20 protein-coding genes and 1 pseudogene are annotated in these 24,583 nt (G+C 65.2%); 15 read left to right on the top strand and 6 right to left on the bottom strand.

Annotated features, from left to right (window positions below; all coding sequences use genetic code 11):
• Positions 1 to 54: 54 nt before the first annotated feature.
• From DAEP_RS0120925 to DAEP_RS0120900, 6 genes are all read right to left on the bottom strand, one after another.
• Positions 55 to 1,605 (bottom strand): DUF4384 domain-containing protein, encoded by a 1,551-nt coding sequence (locus DAEP_RS0120925; RefSeq protein WP_027246065.1) that lies wholly within the window; start codon positions 1,603 to 1,605, stop codon positions 55 to 57.
• Positions 1,605 to 2,012 carry an ExbD/TolR family protein gene (locus DAEP_RS0120920; protein ID WP_008558463.1) on the bottom strand — a complete coding sequence of 136 codons (408 nt, stop codon included), beginning with the start codon at positions 2,010 to 2,012 and terminating at the stop codon, positions 1,605 to 1,607. Before DAEP_RS0120920 ends, DAEP_RS0120925 begins: the two co-directional genes overlap by 1 nt.
• Positions 2,009 to 2,419: an ExbD/TolR family protein gene (locus DAEP_RS0120915; protein ID WP_027246064.1), complete on the bottom strand. Its 411-nt coding sequence runs from the start codon at positions 2,417 to 2,419 to the stop codon at positions 2,009 to 2,011. The genes DAEP_RS0120920 and DAEP_RS0120915 overlap by 4 nt, the downstream gene beginning before the upstream one ends.
• Before the next feature lie 17 nt (positions 2,420 to 2,436).
• Positions 2,437 to 3,054, bottom strand: a complete 618-nt coding sequence (locus DAEP_RS0120910) for a MotA/TolQ/ExbB proton channel family protein (protein ID WP_008558429.1) — start codon at positions 3,052 to 3,054, stop codon at positions 2,437 to 2,439.
• A gap of 3 nt (positions 3,055 to 3,057) precedes the next feature.
• Positions 3,058 to 3,477, bottom strand: coding sequence for a hypothetical protein (locus DAEP_RS0120905; protein WP_008558443.1), 420 nt, complete (start codon positions 3,475 to 3,477; stop codon positions 3,058 to 3,060).
• A gap of 65 nt (positions 3,478 to 3,542) precedes the next feature.
• A complete protein-coding gene (locus DAEP_RS0120900) occupies positions 3,543 to 4,388 on the bottom strand; it encodes a hypothetical protein (RefSeq protein ID WP_027246063.1) in 846 nt (281 codons plus the stop codon).
• Between the two features lie 186 nt (positions 4,389 to 4,574).
• Here DAEP_RS0120900 and tssA point away from each other — a divergent pair, with 186 nt between their 5' ends.
• From tssA to DAEP_RS24510, 15 genes and pseudogenes are all read left to right on the top strand, one after another.
• Positions 4,575 to 5,639 carry a type VI secretion system protein TssA gene (gene tssA, locus DAEP_RS0120895; protein WP_027246062.1) on the top strand — a complete coding sequence of 355 codons (1,065 nt, stop codon included), beginning with the start codon at positions 4,575 to 4,577 and terminating at the stop codon, positions 5,637 to 5,639.
• A 70-nt stretch (positions 5,640 to 5,709) separates the two neighbouring features.
• On the top strand, positions 5,710 to 6,225 hold the full coding sequence (gene tssB / locus DAEP_RS0120890; protein WP_008558451.1) for a type VI secretion system contractile sheath small subunit: 516 nt from the start codon (positions 5,710 to 5,712) through the stop codon (positions 6,223 to 6,225).
• A 15-nt stretch (positions 6,226 to 6,240) separates the two neighbouring features.
• On the top strand, positions 6,241 to 7,737 hold the full coding sequence (tssC, locus tag DAEP_RS0120885) for a type VI secretion system contractile sheath large subunit (RefSeq protein ID WP_008558489.1): 1,497 nt from the start codon (positions 6,241 to 6,243) through the stop codon (positions 7,735 to 7,737).
• Positions 7,738 to 7,805: 68 nt separating this feature from the next.
• Entirely contained in the window at positions 7,806 to 8,306 is a 501-nt protein-coding gene (locus tag DAEP_RS0120880) for an Hcp family type VI secretion system effector (RefSeq protein WP_027246061.1), read from the top strand.
• Positions 8,307 to 8,397: 91 nt separating this feature from the next.
• On the top strand, positions 8,398 to 9,201 hold the full coding sequence (locus DAEP_RS0120875; RefSeq protein ID WP_027246060.1) for a type VI secretion system accessory protein TagJ: 804 nt from the start codon (positions 8,398 to 8,400) through the stop codon (positions 9,199 to 9,201).
• A complete protein-coding gene (gene tssE, locus DAEP_RS0120870; protein WP_008558494.1) occupies positions 9,194 to 9,691 on the top strand; it encodes a type VI secretion system baseplate subunit TssE in 498 nt (165 codons plus the stop codon). The genes DAEP_RS0120875 and tssE overlap by 8 nt, the downstream gene beginning before the upstream one ends.
• The gene (tssF, locus tag DAEP_RS0120865) at positions 9,691 to 11,568 is read left to right on the top strand and encodes a type VI secretion system baseplate subunit TssF (protein WP_027246059.1); all 1,878 of its coding nucleotides are present in this window, start codon (positions 9,691 to 9,693) and stop codon (positions 11,566 to 11,568) included. Before tssE ends, tssF begins: the two co-directional genes overlap by 1 nt.
• Positions 11,532 to 12,587, top strand: coding sequence for a type VI secretion system baseplate subunit TssG (gene tssG, locus DAEP_RS0120860; RefSeq protein ID WP_027246058.1), 1,056 nt, complete (start codon positions 11,532 to 11,534; stop codon positions 12,585 to 12,587). Before tssF ends, tssG begins: the two co-directional genes overlap by 37 nt.
• A 1-nt stretch (position 12,588) precedes the next feature.
• Entirely contained in the window at positions 12,589 to 15,312 is a 2,724-nt protein-coding gene (tssH, locus tag DAEP_RS0120855) for a type VI secretion system ATPase TssH (RefSeq protein WP_027246057.1), read from the top strand.
• Between the two features lie 58 nt (positions 15,313 to 15,370).
• Complete coding sequence (locus DAEP_RS0120850; protein ID WP_027246056.1) at positions 15,371 to 16,606, top strand: hypothetical protein; 1,236 nt, start codon at positions 15,371 to 15,373, stop codon at positions 16,604 to 16,606.
• Positions 16,607 to 16,693: 87 nt separating this feature from the next.
• Complete coding sequence (locus tag DAEP_RS0120845) at positions 16,694 to 17,524, top strand: ion transporter (RefSeq protein WP_036761555.1); 831 nt, start codon at positions 16,694 to 16,696, stop codon at positions 17,522 to 17,524.
• Positions 17,517 to 18,014, top strand: a pseudogene (gene tssB / locus DAEP_RS24440) (type VI secretion system contractile sheath small subunit); the annotation flags it as partial. The gene DAEP_RS0120845 and the pseudogene tssB (DAEP_RS24440), both read left to right, overlap by 8 nt.
• Before the next feature lie 282 nt (positions 18,015 to 18,296).
• Entirely contained in the window at positions 18,297 to 21,785 is a 3,489-nt protein-coding gene (locus DAEP_RS24535) for a type VI secretion system contractile sheath domain-containing protein (RefSeq protein WP_342665832.1), read from the top strand.
• A 64-nt stretch (positions 21,786 to 21,849) separates the two neighbouring features.
• The gene (locus tag DAEP_RS0120835) at positions 21,850 to 23,961 is read left to right on the top strand and encodes a type VI secretion system Vgr family protein (RefSeq protein ID WP_027246054.1); all 2,112 of its coding nucleotides are present in this window, start codon (positions 21,850 to 21,852) and stop codon (positions 23,959 to 23,961) included.
• Positions 23,962 to 23,970: 9 nt separating this feature from the next.
• Complete coding sequence (locus DAEP_RS24510) at positions 23,971 to 24,579, top strand: DUF6931 family protein (RefSeq protein ID WP_008558504.1); 609 nt, start codon at positions 23,971 to 23,973, stop codon at positions 24,577 to 24,579.
• Positions 24,580 to 24,583: the final 4 nt, after the last annotated feature.

Here is a 24,583-nt window from a genome sequence, read left to right as displayed (position 1 = left end):
CGGCGTCAGCCGCGGGCCTGCGGGCGCGGGAGGCCCCCCCGCGGCCGGGCGGTGTCAGGGGGCGTGGGTGGTGATCAGGAAATAGACCCATTCGCCCTTGAAATCAGGGTATTGGGTGCGGGCCTCTGCCACTTGGGCGCGCAGGAAGCCCAGGTAGGGCGCGGCAGGTTCGCTGAGCGGGCGGGGGCCGTCATACAGCGGGTGCGAGGCGGCAAAGGCGACGGCGATTTCCTGGCCGTAGGGCGGGCCGACGGTGATGTGCAGGCCGGCGTCTCCCGCCTCCTTGGCGCCGACACGCAGGGCGCTTTTGGGGGCGGCTTGTGCCAGCGGCGCCAGCTCGTTCGGGCTGAGGTGCAGCACCGCGCCGCCGGCGTCGAAATAGTCGACATACACATAAGCCGGGTAGTCCGGCGCGGTGAGGTCGAAGAACAGCCGCTCGCCGCCGGAATAGTCGAGCACGCGGGCATGGGCGTCCGCGCCGACCAGCAGCGGGTTGGTGATCTGGTCGGTGCTTTGCGGCAGGCCGACGCGGGCGATCCCCGCCAGCGCGCCGCATTGCGGACGGGGCAAGAGGCGCATCTGGTCGGAGACGGTGATATCGGCGCCCATCTGCGCTTGCAGCGCTGCCAGGATGGGGTTGCGCAGCCCGTCCTCGGGCAGGTGGCCGCGCAGCTCCAGCGTGGCGGTTTCGGGAACAAACGCGGCTTGCAGGCGGGAGCAGGGGACAGCGGCGAGGATGCCGGAGATGCCGTCGCGCAAGGGATCGCCTTCGGCCGGTGCATCGCCGGGCTGCATGAAGCTCTGGAAGGCGGCGAGGGAGACCGGGTCGATGTCGCCGCTGCCGCCCTGGAACGCCAGCGCGGCCTTGATGCGGGGCGCGTCCGGGAGGACGGATGGCGTTTGCCGGGCGGACGGAGCGGTGTCCGCCAGGGGTGCGGAAACGGGCTGCGCCTCGGGGCTGGGCTGGCTGGCAGGAGCGGCCTGCGGCAGGGCCGCCGCGCCTGGTTGTGCGGTTGCGGCGGCACTCAGCGGCGCGGGCGCGTCAGCCAGCGTGATGGCGGGTTCTGCTGCGGCGGCCAGCAGGACAGGGGCCGCGGCGGCGGCGGGGGCCGGTTGCACCGCTGCCGGGGCCGGGGCCGCCTGGGCGGATTGCGGCGCCGCCGCCACGGCGGCCAGGACAACCGGGCGGACGTCAGGCAGGCTGGCGGCAGGCGCGGAGGCGCTGGCGAGCTTGTCGGACGGGGCGTTGGCAGGAGCGGCCGCAGGCGGCTGGGGGACAGCAGGGGCAAGGGGCGCTGCCGGCGGGGCGGCGGAGGCGAGGCGGTCTGCGTCGGGGGACTTTGGCTGGGTCCTTGATTGGAGGATGCTGCCTGCGCTGAGGCCTTGGCTTTGTGATTTGGATTCAGGGGCTTGCGCGCCTTCCGCGGCCTGCGGCACGGCTTCGGACCGCGGGACGCGGTGGGCCTGCAGGTTGAGGGCGCTTTCCGGTGCGGGCTGCTGCGGCAGCGGATCGGGGGTGAGCGAGATCAGCAGCGCGGCGGCGCCGCCAGCGTGGACCAGGGCGGAGGCCGCAAGCCCCAGCACCCATATGGCCGGGGTGCGCATCACCCGTCCGTTTCCGGGGTGACGACCAGCACGACGTCCTGGAACCCCAGCGCCTCGGCCCCGGCCACCAGCGGCAGCACGGTGCGCAATTCAGCCGCGCGGTGGGCGTTGATGCGCAGGCGCCGTGCCGGATCTTCTGCCAGCAGGGCGGAGAGGGCAGGGGAGAGGGCGCTGCGGGCGATCGCCTCCCCGTCGAGCGCCAGGGCGCCCTGGCCGGAGATGGCCAGCGTGACACCGCCTGCGGGCATGTCGCGGCCGGTGACGGCGGTGGCGGGGCGGACGTCGAAGGGGGCGGTGGCGTCCATCCGGCCGATCAGCATGAAGAACACCAGCAGGAAAAACACCACGTCGATCAGCGCGATGATGGTTTCGGAATGCGGAGTGCGGGCCGGGCGGTTGAGCTTCATGGCAGCGCCTCCAGCCGCAGGACGCGCAGGCGGGTGACGCCGGCCAGCGCGGCGCTGTCCATCACGGTGATCAGCGCCTGGGTCTGCGCCGCGCCGGAGGGCAGGATCACCACCTGGGTGAGGGGTTCCTCTGCGATGGCGGCGGAGAGTGCGGCCTGCAGGGAGTCCGCGTCCAATGCAGTGCCGCGCAGCACCGGCACGCCGTCCGCGCCGAGGCGGACCATCAGGGTGCTGGCCGGGGTTTGGGGGCTGGCGGCGGTGGCCTCAGAGGGTTTCACCGCCGGGATCATGTCGAGGTTCAGGTAGGTGGATGTCACCATGAAGAACACCAGCAGGATCAGCATGACGTCGATCATCGGCACCAGCGAGATCAGGGCGCGGGGCCGGGCGGGCCGGTTGATCGTCATGGCAGATCCCCTCCGTGTCAGCGCGACCCGTCGATCAGCAGCAGGCGGCCGGCGGCGCTTTCGATGGCTTGCGCGGCGGCGTCGATGCGGGCGGCGAACAGACCGGCGGCGACGGCGGCGGGGATCGCCACCAGCAGGCCCGCGGCGGTGGTCAGCAGCGCCTGCCAGATGCCGCCGGCAAGCACCGACGCGTTGGCGGCGCCTTGTGCCAGCTCCAGCTCCTGAAAGGACTGGATCATGCCCAGAACGGTGCCGAGCAGCCCCAGCAGCGGGGCAACCATGGCGATCAGCTCCAGGAGGCGGATCAGCGAGTTCATCCGGCTCACCTCCTCATTGCCGCGGCGTTGCAGCTCATCCTGCAGCAGCGGGCCGCGCAGGCCGTCCTGCAGCGCCTGCATGGCGTAGCCCATCACCCGGCCGGCCGGGGACGGGTCGGTCTCGATGCTTTGCTGAGCGCGTGCGCGGTCGCCGTCCCGCCACAGGTTCAGCGCCTGTTCGCGGGCCGCCGCGCCGGAGCGCACCGGCCAGAGCTGGATCAGCTTCACCGCGATCACGGTGACCGACAGCAGCGACATCAGCGCCAGAAGCGCAATCACCGGGCCGCCGGTGCCAAGCATATCCCAGGTGCCGCTCATGGCCTATTTCACCAGCGGCGCGGCGGCGCGGGAGCCGAGCTCGAGGATTGGAAAGCAATCCATCTGGTCCTCGTTCTGGGGCTGGCAGGAGGTGATGTCATGCAGCAGGATTTCAGAGATATTGCCGCAGGCAATTTCCGGAATTTCGAACAGTTTCAGGGTGGTGCGCTGGACCGGCAGGGGGGCGGCATCAATCGACAGCAGCCGGTCGATCACCCCCTGGCCGTCGAGGATGGCGAGCGACATCTCGAAGCCTTCGAAGCTTTTGCCGGTCTGGTTGCGGAACAGGAAAAAGGCGCGGCAGCCGCCGCCCTCGATCTCCTCTGTCTTGTTCAGCTCGACCCGCAGCGGGCCGGTTTCCGCCGCGGCGGCGAGCGGCAGGCAGATCAGGGCGAGGGCAGTCAGCAGGCGGGTGAGGGGCATCACTGTCTCCGGGGTCCGGTGGGATGCCCAGCCCGCAACCACTGCGGGCCGGGCTGTCGTTGGGGTCAGGCCAGGGCTGTCAGGGCCTTTTCGATCTTGTCCATGGCGTCGCGGGCCGAATCCAGGTCGCGGCGTTTCAGGTGGCGGGCGGCGGCATGCAGGGCGCGGCCCAGGCGGTCGCGGACCTTGCCAGGGGCGCGGGCGACGCTGGCCTGTAGCGATTGCGCGCGCTTGACCTGCGCGCCCAGGCTGCGCTGGTCCATTTCGCGCTGGCCGCGTTTCATCGCCTTGGCCTCATCCTCGCGGTCCTTGCCGATGCGGGCGGTGGCGCGTTCGATCACCACGATCATCGTCTCGGCCTCCTGCAGGCGGCCCTGATTGATCAGGCTGACGGCCTTCGCCAAGGCGCGCTTGAGCTTCAGCTCCAGCGGGCCGGGAGCGAGGCCGATGCGCGGCTGGATGCGCTTGAGCCGGCGCTTCAGCGGCGCGACGGCCTTCTTGTCGATGCCCGGGGCGGAGATGTCCGCGGCCTTCTCCTCCGTCACCTGGCCCTCGGGTTTTTCCGGCTTGAGGCTGTCCAGCAGGTTGCCGCCGTCGTCGTAGAACAGAACGTTGACCTTGGGCTTGCCGTGCTTGAGGAATTTCTTCAGCTCAGTGACCATGCGCTGCGGCGCTGTTTCGCAGATCATCTCCATCGCGCCGGAGCGCACCACATAGGTCCCCCAGGCCATTGGCGGCCCGCCGCCTTCCTTCTTCATCGGGTTCTTCAGGGTTTCCGGTTTCTTGCCCGGCTGGATCATCAGAAGCGGGTCTTTGCTTTGGTCCAGACAGAAGGCAAAGCTCATTCTTTTCCTGGCGCCCTCGCGGACCATCGCTTTGACTTCCTTGCCGGAAATGCGCTCAATACTCATTATTCACCCGCCGCAAAAAGGTGTGAAAACATTTGACTTCAGGATGCCGATAAGGCTGACTTAGGGTCAAGTTTTTGTTTGAGATTAGGGCATCCTTAACCGCCAGTTCTGAAAAGGGCGGGGGGCTGCTTGACGTTACGTTAACAAAGGCCGCAAAACCGGAAGAAAAAGCGGGGGGGCTATTAGATGGATCCGGCAGTATTGCTGCAGTCCAAAGGGGACGGTTCGCCCAGCGGCGACAACCTCGAATACGACCCGGCCTTCACTGAGATGGAGCTGGCGGCTCAGCCCGGGGAAGAATCCGTTGTGGGCAATGAGACGATTGCGGCGACGGATCCGGATTACCGCGAAGTGCAGAAGAAAGCGCTGGAGGTGCTGGAGCGTAGCCACGATCTGCGCGCGGCGGTGTTCCTGGGCGATGCGCTGCTGCATTCCGAGGGGCTGCGCGGCTTTGCCGACGTGACCACCTATATCCGCGGCTGCCTGGAGGAGTTCTGGGACAGCTGCCACCCGGAGCTGGACGAGGACGACGGCGACCCGACGATGCGGATCAATGCGGTGCAGGACCTGTGCGGCCAGCCGGACGGGATGGCGGGGGCGTCGCCGCTCTACCGCTCGCTGCGGCGGGTGCCGCTGACCGAAAGCCGCGGCTTCGGCCGGTTTTCCCTGCGCGACATCGAAATCGCCGAAGGCATCATGACCGCGCCTGCGGGCATGGAGCATATTCCCGACACGGCCACCATCGGCGCCGCCTTTCAGGACAGCGACGAGGACCTCATCACGGAGCGGCTGGCGGCCATCGAGACGGCGGAGAAGAATGTCCGGGCGATCTCGGCGGTGTTTGATGAGCAGACGCCGGGGCAGGGGCCGGACCTGAGCGCGCTGATCAAGCTGCTGCAGCAGATCGCCAAGCGCATCCGCAGTTATGCCGGTGTCGGTGCGGATGAGGCTGCCGGCGGCGACGAAGCGGATGCGGACGCGGAGGACGGGGCCGCCGCCCCGGCTGCGGCCGCAGCGGGGCGGCCGGCGGCGGCGCCGGGGGTGATCAACTCGCCCGCGGATGTGTCCAACGCGCTGGACCGCATCATCGGCTATTACCGGCGGGCGGAACCTTCCAGCCCGCTGCCGATCCTGCTGGAGCGGGCCAAGCGGCTGGTGGGGGCCGACTTCCTCACCATCATGAACGATATGGCGCCGCAGGGGGTGGAGAATGTCCACCTCATTGGCGGCATCGAAGACGACGATGACTGACGGACAGGGGCGTTTCTGCGGCGGCCCCCGCCGCGGCCCCCGTGACAGCAAGACGAGTAAGGAGACCTAGATGGCCGGAAGTTCACAGAAATTCATTGCACGCAACCGGGCCCCACGGGTCCAGATCGAATATGACGTGGAGCTGTATGGCGCCGAGAAGAAGGTGCAGCTGCCGTTTGTGATGGGCGTGATGAGCGACCTGGTGGGCAAGTCCGAAGTGGAGCAGCCCGCGGTTGCAGACCGCAAGTTTCTGGAAATCGACGTGGACAACTTCGATGACCGGATGAAATCCATGGCGCCGCGGGCCGCCTTCACCGTGCCCAACACGCTGACCGGCGAGGGCAACCTGGCGGTCGACATCACGTTCGAAAGCATGGACGATTTCAAGCCCGCAGCCATCGCCGCAAAGGTGGAGCCGCTGCGCGAGCTGCTGGAAGCGCGCAGCCAGCTGTCCAACCTGATGACCTACATGGACGGCAAGACCGGCGCCGAGGATCTGATCTCCAAGATCATTCAGGATCCGAGCCTGCTGAAAACCCTGGCCGCGCAGCCGAAACCCGGCGGCGATGCCGGCAGCGAAGAATAAAAGGGGAGGACAAAGATGGCTGAAAAAGAACTCCAGGCGGAAGCCGCTGCCGGTGAAGCCGCCTTTGGCTCTGCCGAATTTGCCAACCTGCTGCAGAAGGAATTCCGCCCCAAGTCGGATCAGGCCAAGACTGCGGTGGAGAGCGCGGTCAAGACCCTCGCCGAGCAGGCGCTGGCAAACTCCGCGCTGATTTCCGACGACGCGCTGCGCTCGATCGAGAGCATCGTGGCGGAGATCGACAAGAAGCTGACCGAGCAGGTCAACCTGATCCTGCACAACGAGGAATTCCAGCAGCTGGAGAGCGCCTGGCGCGGGCTGCATTACCTGGTCAACAACACCGAGACGGACGAGCAGCTGAAGATCCGGGTGATGCCGATCACCAAGAAGGAAATGTCCAAGACCCTGAAGAAGTTCAAGGGGACGGCCTGGGATCAGTCGCCGATCTTCAAGAAGATCTACACCGAGGAATTCAGCCAGCTGGGCGGCGAGCCCTATGGCTCTTTGGTGGTGGACTATCACTTCGACCATTCGCCGCCGGACATTGAGCTGCTGGGCGAGTTGTCCAAGATCGCCGCGGCCGCCCATGCCCCGATGATCACCGGCGCCAAGCCGACGCTGTTCCAGATGGACAGCTGGTCGGAACTGTCGAACCCGCGCGATCTGACCAAGATCTTCCAGACCCCGGAATATGCCGCCTGGCGCAGCCTGCGCGACAGCGAGGATGCCAAATACGTGGGTCTGGCGATGCCGCGGTTCCTGGGGCGTCTGCCCTATGGCTCCAAGACCGACCCGGTGGAGGAGTTTGCCTTTGAGGAAGACACCGCAGGCGCGACCAGCGACAAATACGGCTGGGTCAACGCGGCCTACGGCATGGCGGTGAACATCACCCGGTCGTTCAAGATGTACGGCTGGTGCTCGCGCATCCGCGGGGTGGAAAGCGGCGGCACGCTGGAGAACCTGCCCAGCCACACCTTCCCGACCACCGATGGCGGCGTCGATCAGAAATGCCCGACCGAGATTGCCATCGACGACCGGCGCGAGGCGGAGCTGGCGAAGAATGGCATGATGCCGCTGATCCACCGCAAGAACACCGACGTTGCGACCTTCATGGGGGCGCAGTCGCTGCACAAGCCGGCCGAATACGACGACCCGGACGCGACCGCCAACGCCAACCTCGGCGCGCGGCTGCCCTACCTGTTCGCCACCTGCCGGTTCGCGCACTACCTGAAGTGCATGGTGCGGGACAAGGTCGGCTCGTTCAAAAGCCGTCAGGACATGGAATCCTGGCTGCAGGACTGGATCAACAACTATGTTGATTTCAACGCGGACATCTCCTCGGAGAACGAGAAGGCGCGCAAGCCTCTGGCCGCAGCCGAAGTGGTTGTGGAAGAGGTCGAGGGCAACCCGGGGTATTACTCCTCGAAGTTTTTCCTGCGCCCGCATTACCAGCTTGAGGGGCTGTCCGTCTCGCTGCGGCTGGTATCGAAACTGCCCTCGGAAAAAGGAGGCTGATTTCCCACTCTCCAGCCTCACACCCATCATACTGCAGTAGAGTTCTTAGTTTTTGAAAGGATAGAAAAATGGCTGCAAATATGTTCGTGCAAATCTCGGACATCGAAGGCGACGCCACCGAGGAACAGCACAAGAAGTGGATCGTCGTTCAGTCCGCGAGCTGGAATGTCGAACGTGCCGTGGAAATGACCGATCTGGGCTCGACCCAGCGGATGCACGCGAATTCCAACTTCGGCAAGGTCGAGCTGACCTCGCAGATGGGCAAGGCGTCCAACGGTCTGGCCCTCTCGGTGGCCAACGGCACCGTGCGCCCGGAAATCGTCATGCACTGGTGCCGTTCGGGCGACAGCGCCAGCCAGGGCCTGCTGGTCTATTCGACCTGGAAATTCAAGGATGTGGTAGTGGACAGCTATTCCATCTCTGCCAGCGAAGACGGCATTCCGGAAGAAACCTGGTCGCTGGCCTATGCCTCGATCGAGCATGAGTACAAGTCGACCAACCAGAAAACCGGTAAACTCACCACTGAAGGCACCTTCAAGTGGAACGTGCAGACCGGCAAGGTCGAGTAACGCTTTTCGCTGGCCCCGGGCGTATCGGCGCCCGGGGTCCGTTTTTTCTGAAGCATTTGCAGCATCCATCCCCGTTGCGGAGTAGAGCCCCATGACACCCGAAGAGCATCTGAAGGCCGGTGATCCCAGGGCGGCGCTGGAGGCGCTGCAAGCCAAGATCCGCGCGGACGCGAGCAACGCCAAGCTCCGGGTTTTCCTGTTCCAGCTGCTGTGCGTGCTGGGCGACTGGACGCGGGCGATTGCCCAGTTGAAGGCGGCGGCGGGGCTGGATGAAGGCGCCACGGTGATGGCGCAGGCCTACCGGGAGGCGATCATCTGCGAGGTCTACCGCGAGAAGGTCTTTGCCGGGGAGAAATCGCCGCTGATCCTGGGCGAACCGGAGGAATGGCTGGCGCATCTGATCGAGGCGCAGAAGCTGCTGGCAGCCGGCAATCCCAAGGAAGCCGCGGAGCTGCGCGCCAAGGCGTTCGATGCGGCACCGGCCAGCCCGGGCGAGGTGAACGGCAAGCGGTTCGAGTGGATCGCGGACGCCGACATGCGGCTGGGGCCGGTGCTGGAGGCTGTGATCAACGGGAAATACTACTGGCTGCCGTTTTCCAAGATCGTCTCGTTCGAGGCAGAAGAGCCGAGCGACCTGCGCGATGCGGTCTGGACCACGGGCACCCTGACGCTGGCGGGCGGCGGCGAAGTGGCGGCGATGATCCCGACGCGTTATCCCGGCAGCGAAAAGGCGGACGGGCTGTCGATGCTGGCGCGCGCCACCGTGTGGCAGGATGCCGGCGGGGAAACCTATACCGGTCTGGGCCAGCGGCTGCTGGCGATCGGCGATGAGGACATTGCCATCATGGACGTGCGCACACTCCGGATGGATGGGCACGGCGAAGAGAATGGCTGACAAGACACTGGCCGAGCGCCTGCAGCCCTCGCTGCTGGACCGGCTGACCGACAATGCGCCAGGCGATCAGAAGGAAACCCGCGAGAGCCGGGTGATTGATCTGGTGCGGCTCAGGGAAATCATCCAGCGCGATCTGTCGTGGCTGTTGAACACCCAGAATGTCGAAAGCCATTTCGATGCGGAGAAATACCCGTCGGTGTCGGCCTCGGTGCTGAATTACGGGCTGGTGGAGGTGGCGGGCGAAGCCTCGACCGCTGAGAAGGCGGAAGCGATCCGGCGGTCGATCAAAAAGGCGATCGCCACCTATGAGCCGCGGATCATCGACGGCTCCGTCGATGTGCGGCTGCAGGAGGGGACCGACGCCACCGAGATGACTGTCGGCCTGGAGATCCGTGCCGACATGTGGGCGCAGCCGATGCCGCTGGAGCTGTACCTGCGCAGCAAGGTCGATCTGACCACCGGCGAAGTGGAAATGGAAAGGGCCATGTGATGGATACACGGCTGCTGACCCATTACGAGAATGAGCTGAATTACCTGCGCGACATGGGCGCGGAGTTTGCTGCCGCCTATCCCAAGATCGCGGCCCGGCTGGGCATGGAAGGGGTCGAGGTGCTCGACCCCTATGTGGAGCGTCTGCTGGAAGGGGCCGCCTTCCTGACCGCGAGGGTGCAGCTGGAGCTGGAGCTGCAGTATCCGAACTTCACCTCGAACCTGCTGGAGATCATCTATCCGCATTACCTGGCGCCGACGCCGTCGATGATGATCGCGGCGTTTGAGCCGGATGCGGCGAACTCGGCGGTGAAAAGCGGCTATGTGCTGAAGCGCGGCTCCACCCTCAGGTCGCGGCTGACCGAGGGCGAGCAGACGCCCTGCGAATTCCGCACCGCCGCCGATCTGACCATGTGGCCGATCCAGATCACCGAGGCGCAGTATATCGACGGCCGCGGTGAGCTGGTCGCGGCGGGCGTGGCCACCGGGTATGACGCGCGGGCGGGCATCCGGTTGCGGATCAAGCGGATCGACGGCGACCCGATCAGCAAGCTGGAGATGGACAAGCTGTCGCTGTACCTGTCCGGCACCGCCGGCAACAGCTGGCCGCTGCTGGAGCTGCTGTGCACCCAGGTGCAGGGGATCGTGGCGCGCTCGACCGACCGGCGGGCGGACTGGCAGCTGCCGCTGCGCGGCGCCAGGGTGGTGCAAAAGGGGTTCAGCCCGGAAGAGGCGCTGCTGCCGCTGCCGCGCCGGGTCTATGACGGCTACCGGCTGCTGCAGGAATATTTCGCGATGCCGGAGCGGTTCCGCTTTGTCGAGCTGCAGGGGCTGCGGGCGGGTCTGGAGAAATCCGCCGGCAATGAGGTGGATCTCTATATCCTGCTGCGCGAAGGCATGTCCGGGGTGGCCCCGATCGTGCTGCCGGAAGTGTTCCAGCTGAACGCGGTGCCTGCGGTGAACCTGTTCGAGAAACGCTGCGACCGGGTGCGGATTGCGCCGATTGATACCGAGCATCACGTGATCCCCAACCGCACCGCAGGGCTCGATTTCGAGGTCTACGCGCTGCAAAGCGTGGTCGGGATCAGCGGCGAGGGCGAGGACGACGTGATCTTCCGCCCGTTCTATTCCGCCAATGACTTCACCGCGGCGGGGGAAAGCCACCCGGCCTATTACACCGTCAAGCGGCGGATGCGGCAGCGCTCGGAGAAGGAGCGTTTGCGCGGGGTGCGCAGTTCTTACCTGGGATCGGAGGTGTTCCTGACGCTGGTGGACCGGGCGCAGGTGCCCTATTCGCCGGGGCTGGAGCAGCTGGCGGTCACCGCGCTCTGCACCAACCGCGACCTGCCGATGCTGCTGGCCACCGGCAATGACGATGTGTTCCACCTGCCCGAAGGCGGGCCGGTCAAGAAGGTGACGCTGCCGGTGTCGCCCACCCGTCCGCATCCTACGCTGGCGCAGGGGGACACCGCCTGGCGGTTGATCTCGCACCTTAGCCTCAACTACGTGTCGATTGCCGAAACCGGCAAGGGCCAGTCGGCGGAGGCGCTGCGCGAGCTGGTCGGGCTGTATGCGCCCTTGGGCGACCGGGTGACGGAAAAGCAGCTGGAGGGCATCCTGTCCGTTGGCGCCCGGCCCATCGTGCGGCGGATGAGCGATGAGGTGCTGTCGACTGCGGTGCGCGGCCTGGAGATCACCCTGGGCTTTGACGAGAGTTTTTTCGAGGGCAGCAACATCTATGCGCTGGGGGCCGTGCTGGAACGGTTCTTCCGCGGGTATGCCAGCATCAACTCATTCACGGAGACAGTCCTGAAGACTGAAAAACGCGGGGAAATTGCCAGATGGCGACCGGAAAAGGGCCTTGGCCGGATGATCTGAGCCACTATGGCCGGCTGGCTGCGGAGCCTGAGAAACACCACGTTTTTCAGGCCCTGAGGGTGTTGGAGGCGCATTTCGGAGACGCCCCCCGCCTTGGCGAAAGCCGCCGCCCGCGCCAGGACAGGCTGCGGCTGGGGCAGGAGGCGGAACTGGCCTTCCCGCCTTCGACCATTGCCGCCTTCAAACCGGCGGAGGGTGATAACCCCGCGGTGCTGACCAACCGCTTCTTCGGGCTGTTCGGGCCGCAAGGGCCGCTGCCGCTGCACCTGACCGAATACGCCCGCGACCGCAAAAGGAACCACCGCGACCCGACGATGGTGGCCTTTGCCGACATGCTGACGCACCGGCTGATGAGCCTGCTGTACCGCGCCTGGACGCAAGGCTCGCCCGCGGTCAGCTTTGACCGGGCCGATGACCCGATGGCGCGCAAGGTGGCGTCGCTGATCGGCTATAATGGGTTCAAGTTCGCGGGCCGGGACGAGATGCCCGACCTGGCCAAGCTGCATTTTGCCGGCCACCTTGCCCGCGGCGCGAAAAACCCGGACGGGCTGGTGTCGATCCTGGCGGCGTTTTTCGAGGTGCCGGTCTCCTTGGAGGAATTTGTCGGCAGCTGGCTGGAGCTGGAGCCGGACGACCGCTGGGGCCTGGGCTATGGCGGGCTGGGGCAAAGCACCAGCATCGGCGAAAAGGTGTGGAGCCGCACCGCCAAGTTCCGCATCCGCATCGGGCCGCTGACGCTGAAGGATTACGAGCGGCTGCTGCCCGGCGGTGAGGCGCTGAAACGGCTGCGCGCCATTGTGCGCTCTTATGCCGGCGATGTGCTGGACTGGGACGTGAACCTGGTCTTGGCGGGCGATGAGGTGCCGCGGGCGTCCCTGGGCGGCACCACCCGGCTGGGGCACACCAGCTGGATTCGCTCGCGCCCCGATCCGGATGCGGACCAGCCCGACGTGAATGATTTGTACCTGTACCCGGGATTGTGCGCCGGGGCTGAAGAGCGAGTAGAGGGAGGGATTTGACATGACCGAGATCAGCCGCGTGGCGCTGTTTGGCAAGCTGAACAAGCTGGGGTACCAGGCCGTCGAAAGCGCAACCGTGTTCTGCAAGATGCGGGGCAATCCCTATGTCGAACTGGTGCATTGGATGCATCAGCTCTTGGCGCAGCAGGACAGCGATCTGCACCGGATCATCCAGCATTACGATCTGGACACGGGCAAGATTGCCGCCGAGCTGACCCGCGCCCTGGACATGCTGCCGCGCGGGGCGTCGACGATCTCCGACCTGTCGGATCATCTGATGGACGCGATGGAGCGGGGCTGGGTCTGGGGGTCTCTGCTCTATTCCTCGGGCCAGGTGCGCAGCGGGCATCTGCTGTTGGGCATTTTGAAGACGCCGGCCCTGCGCAACATTCTGTCCGGCATGTCGCCGGAGCTGGCGAAGATCGGCGCCGATGATCTGGCGGACAACTTCCATCAGGCGACCGATGGCTCGCCGGAGGAACGGCTGGGGGCGCAGGACGGCTCCAACGTCACCGGCGGCGCGGCGGAGCCAGGCGAGGCGTCCGGCGCGATGGCGCCGGGTGCGATGGGCAAGGGCGAGGCGCTGGAGCGGTTTTGCACCGACCTGACAGAACAGGCCCGCAATGGCGGGATCGACCCGATCGTGGGCCGGGACGAGGAAATCCGCCAGATCGTCGACATCCTGATGCGGCGGCGCCAGAACAACCCGATCCTGACCGGCGAGGCCGGGGTGGGCAAGACCGCGGTTGTCGAGGGCTTTGCGCTCAGGATCGCGCGCGGTGATGTGCCGCCGGCCCTGCACGATGTGCGGCTGCTGGCGCTGGATGTGGGGCTGCTGCAGGCCGGTGCCAGCATGAAGGGCGAGTTCGAGAACCGCCTGCGCCAGGTGATCGACGAGGTGCAGGCCAGCCCGGTGCCGATTGTGATGTTCGTGGATGAGACCCACACGCTGGTGGGGGCAGGGGGCGCGGCCGGCACCGGCGATGCGGCCAACCTGCTGAAACCGGCGCTGGCGCGCGGCACCCTGCGCACCATCGGGGCGACGACCTGGGCCGAATACAAGAAGTACATCGAGAAAGCCCCCGCGCTGACCCGCCGCTTCCAGGTGGTCAAGGTCGATGAGCCGGACATCCCCAAGGCGGTCCTGATGATGCGCGGCATCGCCTCGATGCTGGAACAGCACCACCGGGTGCAGGTTCTGGACGAGGGGATCGAGGCCGCCGTCAGCCTGTCGGCGCGCTATATCCCGGCGCGGCAGCTGCCGGATAAATCGGTGAGCCTATTGGACACCGCCTGCGCCCGCGTGGCGGTGAGCCAGCACGCGGTGCCCGCCGAGGTCGACGACAGCCAGCGCCGTATTGAAGCGCTGACCACCGAGCTGGAGATCATCGGCCGCGACGAGACTGCCGGTTACGAGGTTGCCGACCGGCGCGAGGCGGTGCAGGCGGCGAAGGCCGCCGAGGAGGAGCGGCTGGCCGGGCTGACCGAGCGCTGGAATAAGGAAAAGGCGGTGGTCGAAGGCATTCTGGAGCTGCGCGCCAAGCTCCGGGAGGGGGCCGCGCCCGTGGACGCGCCGGCGGATGCCGGGGACGACGCGGCGGAGGGCGCCGCCGGAAGCCCGCTGACGGATGACGAGCGCGCCAAGCTGATGCAGGAGCTGAAGGACAAGAACGCGGAGCTGGAGGCGCTGCAGGGCGACAGCGCGCTGATCCTGCCGATCGTGGACCACCAGGCGGTGGCCTCCGTGGTGGGCGACTGGACCGGCATCCCGGTGGGCCGCATGGTCAAGGACGAGATCCAGACCATCCTGAACCTGGAGGAGCATCTGGCCAAACGGGTGATCGGCCAGGACCACGCGATGAAGATGATCGCCAAGCGGATCCAGACCAGCCGGGCAGGCCTCGACAACCCGAACAAGCCGATCGGGGTGTTCATGCTGGCGGGCACGTCCGGTGTCGGCAAGACCGAAACCGCGCTGGCGCTGGCCGAGGTGCTGTATGGCGGTGAACAGAACGTCATCACCATCAACATGTCGGAATACCAGGAGGCCCACACCGTCAGCAGCTTGAAAGGCGCGCCTCCGGGGTATGTCGGCTATGGCGAGGGCGGGGTGCTGACCGAGGCGGTGCGGCGCAAGCCCTATTCCGTCGTGCTGCTGGATGAGGTCGAGAAGGCGCACCCGGACGTGCATGAGATCTTCTTTCAGGTGTTCGACAAGGGCGTGATGGAAGACGGCGAGGGCCGCGTGATCGACTTCAAGAACACGCTGATCCTGCTGACCTCCAACGTCGGCACCGAGACGATCATGGACCTGTGCTCCGATCCGGAACTGATGCCGGAGCCGGAGGGGATGGCCAAGGCGCTGCGCGATCCGCTGCTCAAGGTGTTCCCGCCGGCGCTGCTGGGGCGTCTGGTGACGATCCCCTATTACCCGCTGTCGCCCGGCATGATCGCCGAGATCACCAGGCTGCAACTGGGCCGCATCCAGAAGCGGGTCGAAGAGGCGCACGGGGTGCCGCTGGTGTATTCCGATGCCGTGGTCGACAAGATTGTCGAGCGCTGCCAGGAGCTGGAATCCGGCGGCCGGATGATCGACGCCATTGTCACCAATTCGATGCTGCCGGATATCTCCAACGAATTCCTGCGCCGCCTGATGGCGGGCACGGAGGTCAAGAAGGTCGATATCGGCGTCACTGACGGCGAGTTTTCCTACGCTTTTGAGTGACGCGGCGCCGGGCAACGGGCCTGCGCATTGAGTTAAAGAGTCACAAGGGAGAGACCTGATGGCCAAGACAACAACCGTTAAGCACAAGTTCTATGTCGTTGATCTGGTGCGGTCCAAGCCCAAGCTGCAATACATCGAAATCCCGAAATACCGGGTCGATGTGGAGCTTGAAGTCACCACCACTGGCACGCTGAAAAAGCCGGATCCCGCACCCTCGACCAAACTGAAGCGCCTGGAAGAAGCCGGCATGGCCGAGCTGGAGCGCTATGAGAAGGTGATCACCGAAGAGGCGGTGAAGCTGGACGCCAAGGTTGGCAAGCTGATGGAGACGCCGGGGGCGGCGGCGCAGAAAGAAGCGGAAAAGATGATCCAGGCGACCAACGCCTCGATCAAGAACGCGATGGATTCGGCGGAGGCTGCTGCCCACAAAGCCATCGAAGCGCGGCTCAAGAAAGAGGCCCAGGGCGACAAGCTGCTGAAGGAGGCGCGGGTCAAGACCACGCTCAAGGTGGGGCTGGGCACGATCAAGATTGCAGGGTCCGTGGCCAAGCTGGTGGCGACCTCCGGCGCGGATGTGACCTCCTACAAGACCATTGTGACGGAGGTCGTGAAGCTGGGGCTGGAGCTCAATCAGCAGCTCAAGAACGAGGCCAAGCTGCGCAAGGATCTGTACACCGGCATCCAGGCCTATATCACCCTGCGCGGCACCGTTCTGATGCAGGCGGCAGAGCGGCAGGGGATCACCGACACCTCCGGCATCTCGGTGAAGAAGCCGATTGAGGCGATCAAGAAGCTGACCGCCAAGGCGCTGGCGATGGGCGAAGAGGTGACCAAGGGCAAGGACGCCAAGTCCATCGCCAAGAACCTGCTGGATGCCACGGTCAAGGGGATCTCAGCCAAGGTGAATGATGCGGAGAACGCGCGCAAAGCCTACCGCGAGCACACCACCAAGACCCGCAACAAGACCGACAGCCTGGGGGTTTCGGCGGACAAGCTGATGAAGAAGGTGCGCGCGTCGAAAACTCTGAAAGAGGGGGTGAAGCTGGGCGCTGAATGCATGACGCTGAAACGCGCCGCCAGCGAACTGGCCGCCAAACTGAAGGACCGCGAGGCCTATCTGGAGGAAATGCAGGCGCTGATGGAGGGCAACGGCATGAAGATCGACGACCAGACGACGATCCAGAAACTTAAGGAACTGGACAAGAAGTCGATTGCCTCGGAAGCGGCGACGCTGATGGGCGCAATCAAGACCGTGAAGACCTTGGTGGACAACGTCAGCAAGGCAGTCGCCTGATCCGGACCACCACAGCAATGGCCCGGCCCAAAGCAGGCCGGGCCGCAGAGAGGGAGAAGACCAGTGGAAACCCAGGCCAGCACCGGAATGTCGCTTCGGGACCGCGCCCGCGAATTCGTCGAGCGCCCCTGGGTGACGAATACCATTCTCGGGATCATCATCTTTAACGCCATCACGCTGGGCCTTGGCACCTCTGCCGCGGTGCGGGCGCATGCGGGCGGGCTGCTGGATGTGATCGACACCACGGTCCTGACCATCTTTGTGCTGGAACTGGCGCTGAAGCTTTATGCCTACGGGCTGCGGTTCTTTTCCTCTGCCTGGAATATCTTCGACCTGGTTGTGGTCTCTTTCGGGCTGCTGCCGGACAGCCAGGGCCTGTCGGCCTTGCGCGGACTGCGGGTGGTGCGCGCCCTGCGCCTGCTGTCGGTCATTCCGCAGATGCGCGCCGTGGTGCAGGCGCTGCTGGATGCCTTGCCGGGCATGGGCGCGGTGATCGTGATGATCTCCATCGTGTTTTATGTCTTCGGCGTAATGGCGACGATGATGTACGGGCAGGCCTTTGACGAATGGTTCGGCACGCTGGGCCGGTCGCTCTATTCGCTGTTCCAGATCATGACGCTGGAAAGCTGGTCAATGGGCATCGTGCGCCCGGTGATGGAGGAGTTCCCGTTCGCCTGGTCGTTCTTTGTGCCCTTCATCGTGATCACCGCCTTTTCGGTCCTGAACCTGTTCATCGGCCTTCTGGTCAACACCATGCAGTCGGCGGTGGAGGCTGAGGCGGAGGCGGAGTTCGAAAAGCTGCGGGATCTGGTGAAATCGGAAACCGACGTGGTCGATGCCCATGTTCTGGAGCTGCATGAGCAGATCAAGGCGCTGAGGGCGGAGATCGCGGAGATGAAAGGGCAGGGCAATGGCTGACAGCTCGCAGAAATTCATCGCCCGCAACCGGGCGCCGCGCGTTCAGATCGAATATGATGTGGAGCTGTATGGCGCCGAGAAGAAAGTGCAGCTGCCCTTCGTGATGGGGGTGATGAGCGATCTGATTGGGAAATCCAAGGTCGAGCAGCCCGCGATTGAAGACCGCAAGTTCCTGGAAATCGACGCCGGCAACTTCGATGAGCGGATGAAGGGGCTGGCGCCGCGCGCCGCCTTCAGCGTGCCCAACACGCTGACCGGCGAGGGCAATCTTACGGTCGACCTGACGTTTGAGAGCCTGGCCGATTTTTCGCCCGGGGCAATCGCCGCCAAGGTGGAGGCGCTGCGGCCCTTGCTGGAGGCGCGCACCCAGCTGCAGAACCTGATGGCCTATATGGACGGCAAGACCGGTGCCGAGGCGCTGATCGAGAAGATCCTGAACGACCCGTCGCTGCTGGCCGCGGTGTCGGCGCCGGCGGCGGATGCTGAGAGCGCGGCGGCGCTCGACTCCCTGCGCAATCTGGAGCTTCCGCAGGAGCAGGCGGACACCACGGGTGACGTGCTGGCAGGGCTTGCCGCACAGGCCCCGGAGGACGCCGAGGCAGAGGATGGTGCAGCGGATGTGCTGGCCGGCCTGAGTGCGGCTGCACCAGAAGACGAAGACCAGGGCGATGAAGCCGGGGAGGCGCTGGCCTCGCTGGCTGCTGTGGAGCTTCCGGACGCCGGAGAGAGCGATCAGACGGGCGCCGTGCTGGAAGGCTTGGCGCAGGCGGAAATGCCCGATGAGGAAGAGGACACGTCCGGCGCTGTGCTCGCCGGGCTGGCGGCGCAAGAACCTGAGAAGCCTGCCGGGGAGGATGCCGCTGGCGCGGCGCTGGAGAGCCTTGCGGCGGTTGAGATCCCTGAGACCGCGGCGGAGGACCCTTCGGGCGTGCTGGACGCGCTGGCGGATCTGGATGTGCCAGAGGCCGCTGTGGAGGAGGATCTTTCCGCGGTTCTGCAGGGGCTCGCCTCGGCCGAGGTGGAGGAAGAGGCTGAAGACGCTTCCGGGGCGGCGCTGGAAAGCCTGGCTTCCGTGGAGGTTTCCGAGGACGCGGAGGAAGATATCTCCGGCGTGCTGAGCGGGCTGCCCGGTCTGGAACAGGCGGAGGAAGAAAGAGGCGCGAAGGCCGCGGCGGCCTTGGAAAGCCTGGCGGAGGCAGCGGTTCCGGATGCTGAGGAAGAGGATGGCCTGGAAGATGTGCTTGGCAGTCTGCTGGCGGACGCAGCCGGAGAGGAAGGCGCTGCCAGCGAAACAGAGGATGCGCTGGAAAGCCTGGCCGCTGCCGGGATCGAGGACGCGGAAGAGGATGAAGCGGCGGACATTCTTGAGGGATTGCTGGATGCTGCGCCGGACGCCGCGCCCGAAGAAGACCTGAGCGCCGTTCTGGGCAGCCTGGAAGCAGCGGCAGAGACCGGTGAAACCGGCGCCGCCGGGGATGTGCTGGCCGGTTTGGCGGAATATCCGCCGGAAGATGGCCCGGAGGATGAGACGGATCTGGACGATATCCTGGGCGGCCTTGACGCGCTGGAAGACGAGGAGGGTGAAGACAGCGGGTTGGATGATTTGCTGGCGGACCTTGGCAGCGGTGCGCTGGAAGACGAGGCTGAGGAAGGCACCGCTGATGCTCTGGCGGACCTCGCAGGGGCGGGCGGCGCGCAGGACACGGAAAGCGGTGATGCGGATCTGGAAGCGCTTCTGTCCGGCGGGCTGGACGAGGATGACGATCTGGACAGTCTGCTCGGCGGTCTGGATGCGGAGGAAGACACCGAGAGCGATCTGGACAGGCTGTTGAGTGATGCGGCGGACGAAGCGGTGGCAGAGGACGCGGCAGAGGATAGCGGTTTGGATGATCTTCTGGGCGGCTTGGACGCCGGGGAAGAAGAGGGCAGCGCCGATCTGGACGCGCTTCTGGCTGATGATGGGGCCACCGAAGAAGACGGCGGTGATGATCTGGACGCCTTGCTGGGCGGGTTGGACGAGACCTTAGATCCCGCAGGCGAGGACGCCGGGGACAGCGGTCTCGATGATTTGCTGGTCGGTTTGGAGGAGGCCGGGGAGGATGCCAGCCTGGATGACCTGCTGGGCGGCCTTGGCAGCGACGAGGACGACGACGGTGATCTGGACAGCCTTCTGGCCGGTCTCGGTGAAGACGCGGACGCCGAAGAGGCGGACGGCGCGGAAAGCGCCGAAGATGACCTCGACGCGCTGCTGGGCGGGCTGGAGGACGCGGATGCGGATCTGGACAGCCTGATGGGCGATGACGGGGACATGGATCTGGACCTGGATGATCTGCTCGGCGGTCTTGGCGATGACGATGAGGACACTAGCGGGGATGGCGGCGAGGATCTGGATGCGTTGCTGGGGGATCTGGACGACGGCGGCGCGGCGCCAGCGGCAGGGACCGCCGGGGCGGAACTCTCGGACGAACCGGAGTTTGCCTATGGCACCATGAGCGCGGAGCGGCCTGCGGCGCAGAAGCTGGAACGCAAGCGGTTCCGGATGGCCGTTCTGGGCGATTTCTCCGGCCGCGCGGCCAAGGGGCAGATGGAGACCGGCGATGCGCTGGCGGCGCGCAAGGCGATCCTCCTGGACCCCGATACGGTCGAGGATGTGATCGGGCGATTTGCCACCGGACTGGTGCTGCCGATCGGCAAGGAGGGCGCCGGGATTGCGGTGAAGCTGGAGGACCTGGACGGGCTGCATCCGGATGAACTCTATGAAAACGTGGAGCTGTTTTCCGAGCTGGCGGGCCTGCGCAAGCAGTTGCAGAGCGGCGCGACGGCGGATCACGCCGCCAAGACGCTGAAGGCCTGGGCGGAGAAATACGGCACCAGGGCGCGGGCCCCCAAGCGGAGCTCGGCGGGCAACGCGGTGCCTGCGGACATGCGGCTGAGCGCCTTTCAGCAGCTGATCAGGGACACCGGCATCACGCCGCGTGCGGCCTCGCCGGTGGAGGAGCTGCTGGCGCGGGTTGTCGGCCCGCATATCCGGGCGCTGCCAGACCCGGACCTGGCGGCGATGCAGAAGGCGGTGGATGAGGCCTTGTCTGACGCCATGCGGCTGGTGCTGCACCATCCGGAGTTCCAGTCGGTCGAAGCGCAGTGGCGCTCGCTGGATCTGATGGCGCGCTCGATCGAGGCGGACGATACGCTGGATGTGATGCTGTATGACATCTCGGCGGAGGAGCTGGCGGCGGATCTGGCGGCCGAGGACGACCTTTCCAGGACCGGCTTTGTGCGGCTGCTGACGGATGAGCCGCTTGACGAGGAAAACGGGCGCGGCGGCTATTCGGCGCTGATCGGCATGTATCAGTTCGAGGAAACCCCGCCGCATGCAGAGCTGTTGGGCCGGATCGCGCGGGTGGCGGCGCATGTGGATGCGCCGTTCTTTGCGTCGATCTCGCCGGAGTTTCTGAAAACGCCCAAGGCGGAGCGGCCCAAGCTGGTGGCGGAGGCCTGGGACACGCTGCAGGGCATGGCGGAGGCCGGGCATCTGGGGCTGGCCAGCCCGCGGTTCCTGCTGCGGCGCCCCTATGGTGAGAAAACCGAGCCCTGTTATGAGTTTGATTTTGAGGAGTTCACTGAAATGGAAGGCCTGAAGGGGATGCTTTGGGCCAACCCGGTGGTGCTGCTGGCGATCCTTTTGGGCCGGTCCTTCAAGGAGTTCGGGCCGTCTCTGCAACTGGGCAAGATCATGTCCCTGGGGGGAATGCCCTATCATTTCGTGAACGACAGGTTTGGCGACCAGGTGGCGCTGCCCTGCACGGAGCGCAATATCGACCTGAACAAGATCGCGCTGGCGCAGGAGCGCGGGTTCATGGCGGTAAGCGCGGTCAAGGGGCGGGACGAGGTGCGGCTGACCTCCTTCAACTCCTTGAAGGGCAGCCAGATCCTGGGGCCTTGGACCGGTCTGCCGGCGCCTGAGCCGTCGCCGCCGGACCCGCGCGGGCTGCCGGAACCGCCGGTGCCTGCGGGCGGCGGTGATGAAGATGATTTGGACCTGGGCGGCGGTGACGGCGGTGACTTCGGCCTGGACGATCTGGACCTCGGGGACGATGACGACGGCCTGGATTTGAGCGGTCTGGATTTCGACGCTGAGGATGGCGGCCTTGATGATCTGGATGACCTTTTGTCGTCGTTTGGGGATGACGGCGATGCGGACGACGATGACGGCGGCGACGAAATGGATGCAGAGCTCGCCGCGCTTTTGGATGATTTGTGATGCGAATGTTTGAGAACACTGCCGGCGATTACCGGCCCCGTTCCCGTCGCGGAAAGGAGGAGACATGGTTGTAAGCAAGGGCCATCAAGATGACCTCGCCTGGCTGTCGGGATCCTATTCCGCCGACGGCCTGATGATGAGCCGGGCCATCGTGCGCGAGGGGCTGAGCAAGCTGACCGAGACCACAATCGAGTTTGCCGCCACCAAGGCCCAGCCCAAGCTGGAGGACCTGGTCGGCAAGCAGATGAACGTGCATGTGATGCGCCAGGAGACGGAGCATCAGTTCAACGGCATCTGCGTCTCGGTCGAGCATCTGGGGTTCCGCAACGGGTACGAGATGTACGTGGCCGAGGTGCGGCCGTGGTTCTGGATGCTGACGCGGACCTGCGATCTGCGGGTGTATCAGGAAAAGACCACGGTCGAGATCATCAAGCAGCTGTTCAGCGAATACGGCTTCGGCGATTTCACGGACAAGCTGAGCGACACTTACACCAAGCGCGAATACTGCCTGCAGTACCGCGAAAGCGATTTCGATTTCCTGTGCCGCCTGATGGAGGAAGAGGGGATCTATTATTACTTCGAAAGCCCGGTCGGCGAAACCGCGCACGAAAAGCTGATATTATGCGACGGGATCAGCGGCCATCCCCCGATCAGCGGCGGCTCAAACGTGGAATTTCATGCCCGCGACGACAGCGACCGGCGGCGGGAGGAGCATATCTCCGAGTGGACCAAGGACGAGTGTGTGACCCGCGGCAAGGTCACCCTGAACGATTTCGATTTCCTGACTCCGTCTGCGGATCTCAAGGCGACCTCGGCGATTGCGAAGGGCAAGCATTCCTACAAGGACTATGAGGTCTACGACTACCAAGGCCATTACAGGAAGGATTCCACGCTCGGCACCAAGCTGGCGCGGGTGCGGATGGAAGCGGAGGCGATCAAGCACCTCCGCTGGCGCGGCGCGTCCAGCGTGCCGACCCTGGTGACCGGCTGCACCTTCACCATGGAGGCGCACCCGGTGAGCGAGAACAACAAAGAGTACCTGGTGATTGATGCGGAGCATCATATCAAGGTGGCCTGGGATTATGGCGAGCGGGAAAGCCAGAAGACGAAGAAGGCTGCAACCAAAGGCGAGATGCGCCGGGACCTGAAGGCAAAGAACATGCATGTGCCCGCGGAGATGGAGCATGATGTCTATGCCTCGACCTTCGGTGCGATCCTGAAATCCGAACAGTTCCGGGCGCCGCTGGTGACCCCTTGGCCGGAGGTGCAGGGGCTGCAAACCGCAACCGTGGTCGGCCAGAGCGGCGAGGAAATCTGGACTGATGAGCACGGGCGCATCAAGGTCCAGTTCCATTGGGACCGCGAGGGTCAGAAGAATGAAACCTCCTCCTGCTTCGTGCGGGTGATGACGCCCTGGTCCGGCAAGAACTGGGGCATGGTCGCGATCCCGCGGATGGGGCAGGAGGTGGTGATCCAGTTCGAGGATGGCAACCCGGACCGGCCGATCTGCACGGGCATGCTTTACAATGCTGAAACGATGCCGCCCTATACCTACCCGGACGATCAGACCCAGCTGGGGATCAAGACCAACTCCTCCAAGGGCGGCGGCGGCTATAACGAGTTGATGTTCGACGACAAGAAGGACAGCGAACTGATGCGGGTGCAGGCGCAAAAGGATCACCAGATGCTGGTCAAGGACCGCTCGACGGTGACGGTTGGCCTGGATGCGCCCGATCCGGAGGTCACCTCTGCCGATGAAAAGAGCTATGTGTTCACCGTCCAGCAGCACATGACGGAAACCGTGCACCAGGGCGACCGCACCGAAGTGGTGGAGACCGGCGACAAGTCGGAGACCATCCAGACCGGCAACATGACCTTGGACATCGACACCGGCAACCTGACCGAAACCATCGCCCAGGGCAACCATACGGAGACGGTGTCGCTGGGCAATCTGACCGTGGATGTGACCGCGGGCAAGATCGCGATGAGCGCAGGCCAGGAGATCAAGCTGACCGTGGGGGCCTCAGAGGTCAAGATCGACAATTCCGGCGTGACCATCAAGGGGCCGATGATCAAGATCGAAGGCACCGGCATGGTCGAGGCAAAGGCACCGATGACCACCGTGAAGGGCGAGGCCATGCTGACCCTGAAGGGCGGCCTCACGATGATCAACTAGGTGGTGCAGATGCCGGGAAGATTTGAAAAGCTGGTCAAGATGCCCGCCGATCCGGTGGCCAAGCTGCTGTCGCGGGCCAACGTGATCCTGAAAACGCCGCTGGAGGCGCCGCCGACGGCGCAGGCCGGGACGGTGCTGGAGGAGCTGGACCGCAAGGGCGCGCTGGTCGATCTGCTGCGGGTGTTGGCGGTGCTGCTGCCGCCGCGGGAACGGGTGTGGTGGGCCTGCCTCGCCGCACGGGACTATATCGGGCCGCGGTCGGACAAGGACCCGGCTGCGCTGAAAGCCTCCGAGGCTTGGGTATTCGAGCCCACCGAGGAAAACCGCGACAAGGCGCGGATCACGCTGGATCATGCCTATGTCGATGATGACACGGTGAATTGCGCGCTGGCGGTGCTCTATGCCGCTGGAACGCTGGGACCCGGAGAATTGAATCAATATCCTGCCCCGGCAGGGGCCTCTGAGGCGGCCGCCTTTGCCATGAATATGGTGGCCTTGGGTCAGTTGTCTGATAAGTTTGAAGAACACGGCGGCGTTCTGGTGGAACGCGCGCTGGATATCGCGCGCGGCGGCAAAGGTCAGGTGATCGAAGTCCCGCAGCACGCGGCGCAGGACTGACAGG

This window comes from Leisingera daeponensis DSM 23529 (assembly GCF_000473145.1).
In the GTDB taxonomy this organism is placed as follows: domain Bacteria; phylum Pseudomonadota; class Alphaproteobacteria; order Rhodobacterales; family Rhodobacteraceae; genus Leisingera; species Leisingera daeponensis.
This window is presented reverse-complemented; position numbering and strand designations above follow the sequence as displayed.

Excerpts from the sequence above, each read along its gene's own strand:
- tssE (WP_008558494.1), top strand. The coding sequence starts at position 9,194 with ATGGCTGACAAGACACTGGCCGAGCGCCTGCAGCCCTCGCTGCTGGAC.
- tssF (WP_027246059.1), top strand. The coding sequence starts at position 9,691 with ATGGATACACGGCTGCTGACCCATTACGAGAATGAGCTGAATTACCTG.
- DAEP_RS0120880 (WP_027246061.1), top strand. The coding sequence starts at position 7,806 with ATGGCTGCAAATATGTTCGTGCAAATCTCGGACATCGAAGGCGACGCC.
- DAEP_RS0120910 (WP_008558429.1), bottom strand. The coding sequence starts at position 3,054 with ATGAGCGGCACCTGGGATATGCTTGGCACCGGCGGCCCGGTGATTGCG.
- tssC (WP_008558489.1), top strand. The coding sequence starts at position 6,241 with ATGGCTGAAAAAGAACTCCAGGCGGAAGCCGCTGCCGGTGAAGCCGCC.
- tssA (WP_027246062.1), top strand. The coding sequence starts at position 4,575 with ATGGATCCGGCAGTATTGCTGCAGTCCAAAGGGGACGGTTCGCCCAGC.
- DAEP_RS0120845 (WP_036761555.1), top strand. The coding sequence starts at position 16,694 with ATGTCGCTTCGGGACCGCGCCCGCGAATTCGTCGAGCGCCCCTGGGTG.
- DAEP_RS24535 (WP_342665832.1), top strand. The coding sequence starts at position 18,297 with ATGCCCGATGAGGAAGAGGACACGTCCGGCGCTGTGCTCGCCGGGCTG.
- tssH (WP_027246057.1), top strand. The coding sequence starts at position 12,589 with ATGACCGAGATCAGCCGCGTGGCGCTGTTTGGCAAGCTGAACAAGCTG.
- DAEP_RS0120920 (WP_008558463.1), bottom strand. The coding sequence starts at position 2,012 with ATGAAGCTCAACCGCCCGGCCCGCACTCCGCATTCCGAAACCATCATC.
- DAEP_RS0120835 (WP_027246054.1), top strand. The coding sequence starts at position 21,850 with ATGGTTGTAAGCAAGGGCCATCAAGATGACCTCGCCTGGCTGTCGGGA.
- DAEP_RS0120905 (WP_008558443.1), bottom strand. The coding sequence starts at position 3,477 with ATGCCCCTCACCCGCCTGCTGACTGCCCTCGCCCTGATCTGCCTGCCG.
- tssB (WP_008558451.1), top strand. The coding sequence starts at position 5,710 with ATGGCCGGAAGTTCACAGAAATTCATTGCACGCAACCGGGCCCCACGG.
- DAEP_RS0120875 (WP_027246060.1), top strand. The coding sequence starts at position 8,398 with ATGACACCCGAAGAGCATCTGAAGGCCGGTGATCCCAGGGCGGCGCTG.
- DAEP_RS0120925 (WP_027246065.1), bottom strand. The coding sequence starts at position 1,605 with ATGCGCACCCCGGCCATATGGGTGCTGGGGCTTGCGGCCTCCGCCCTG.
- tssG (WP_027246058.1), top strand. The coding sequence starts at position 11,532 with ATGGCGACCGGAAAAGGGCCTTGGCCGGATGATCTGAGCCACTATGGC.
- DAEP_RS0120900 (WP_027246063.1), bottom strand. The coding sequence starts at position 4,388 with ATGAGTATTGAGCGCATTTCCGGCAAGGAAGTCAAAGCGATGGTCCGC.
- DAEP_RS24510 (WP_008558504.1), top strand. The coding sequence starts at position 23,971 with ATGCCGGGAAGATTTGAAAAGCTGGTCAAGATGCCCGCCGATCCGGTG.
- DAEP_RS0120915 (WP_027246064.1), bottom strand. The coding sequence starts at position 2,419 with ATGACGATCAACCGGCCCGCCCGGCCCCGCGCCCTGATCTCGCTGGTG.
- DAEP_RS0120850 (WP_027246056.1), top strand. The coding sequence starts at position 15,371 with ATGGCCAAGACAACAACCGTTAAGCACAAGTTCTATGTCGTTGATCTG.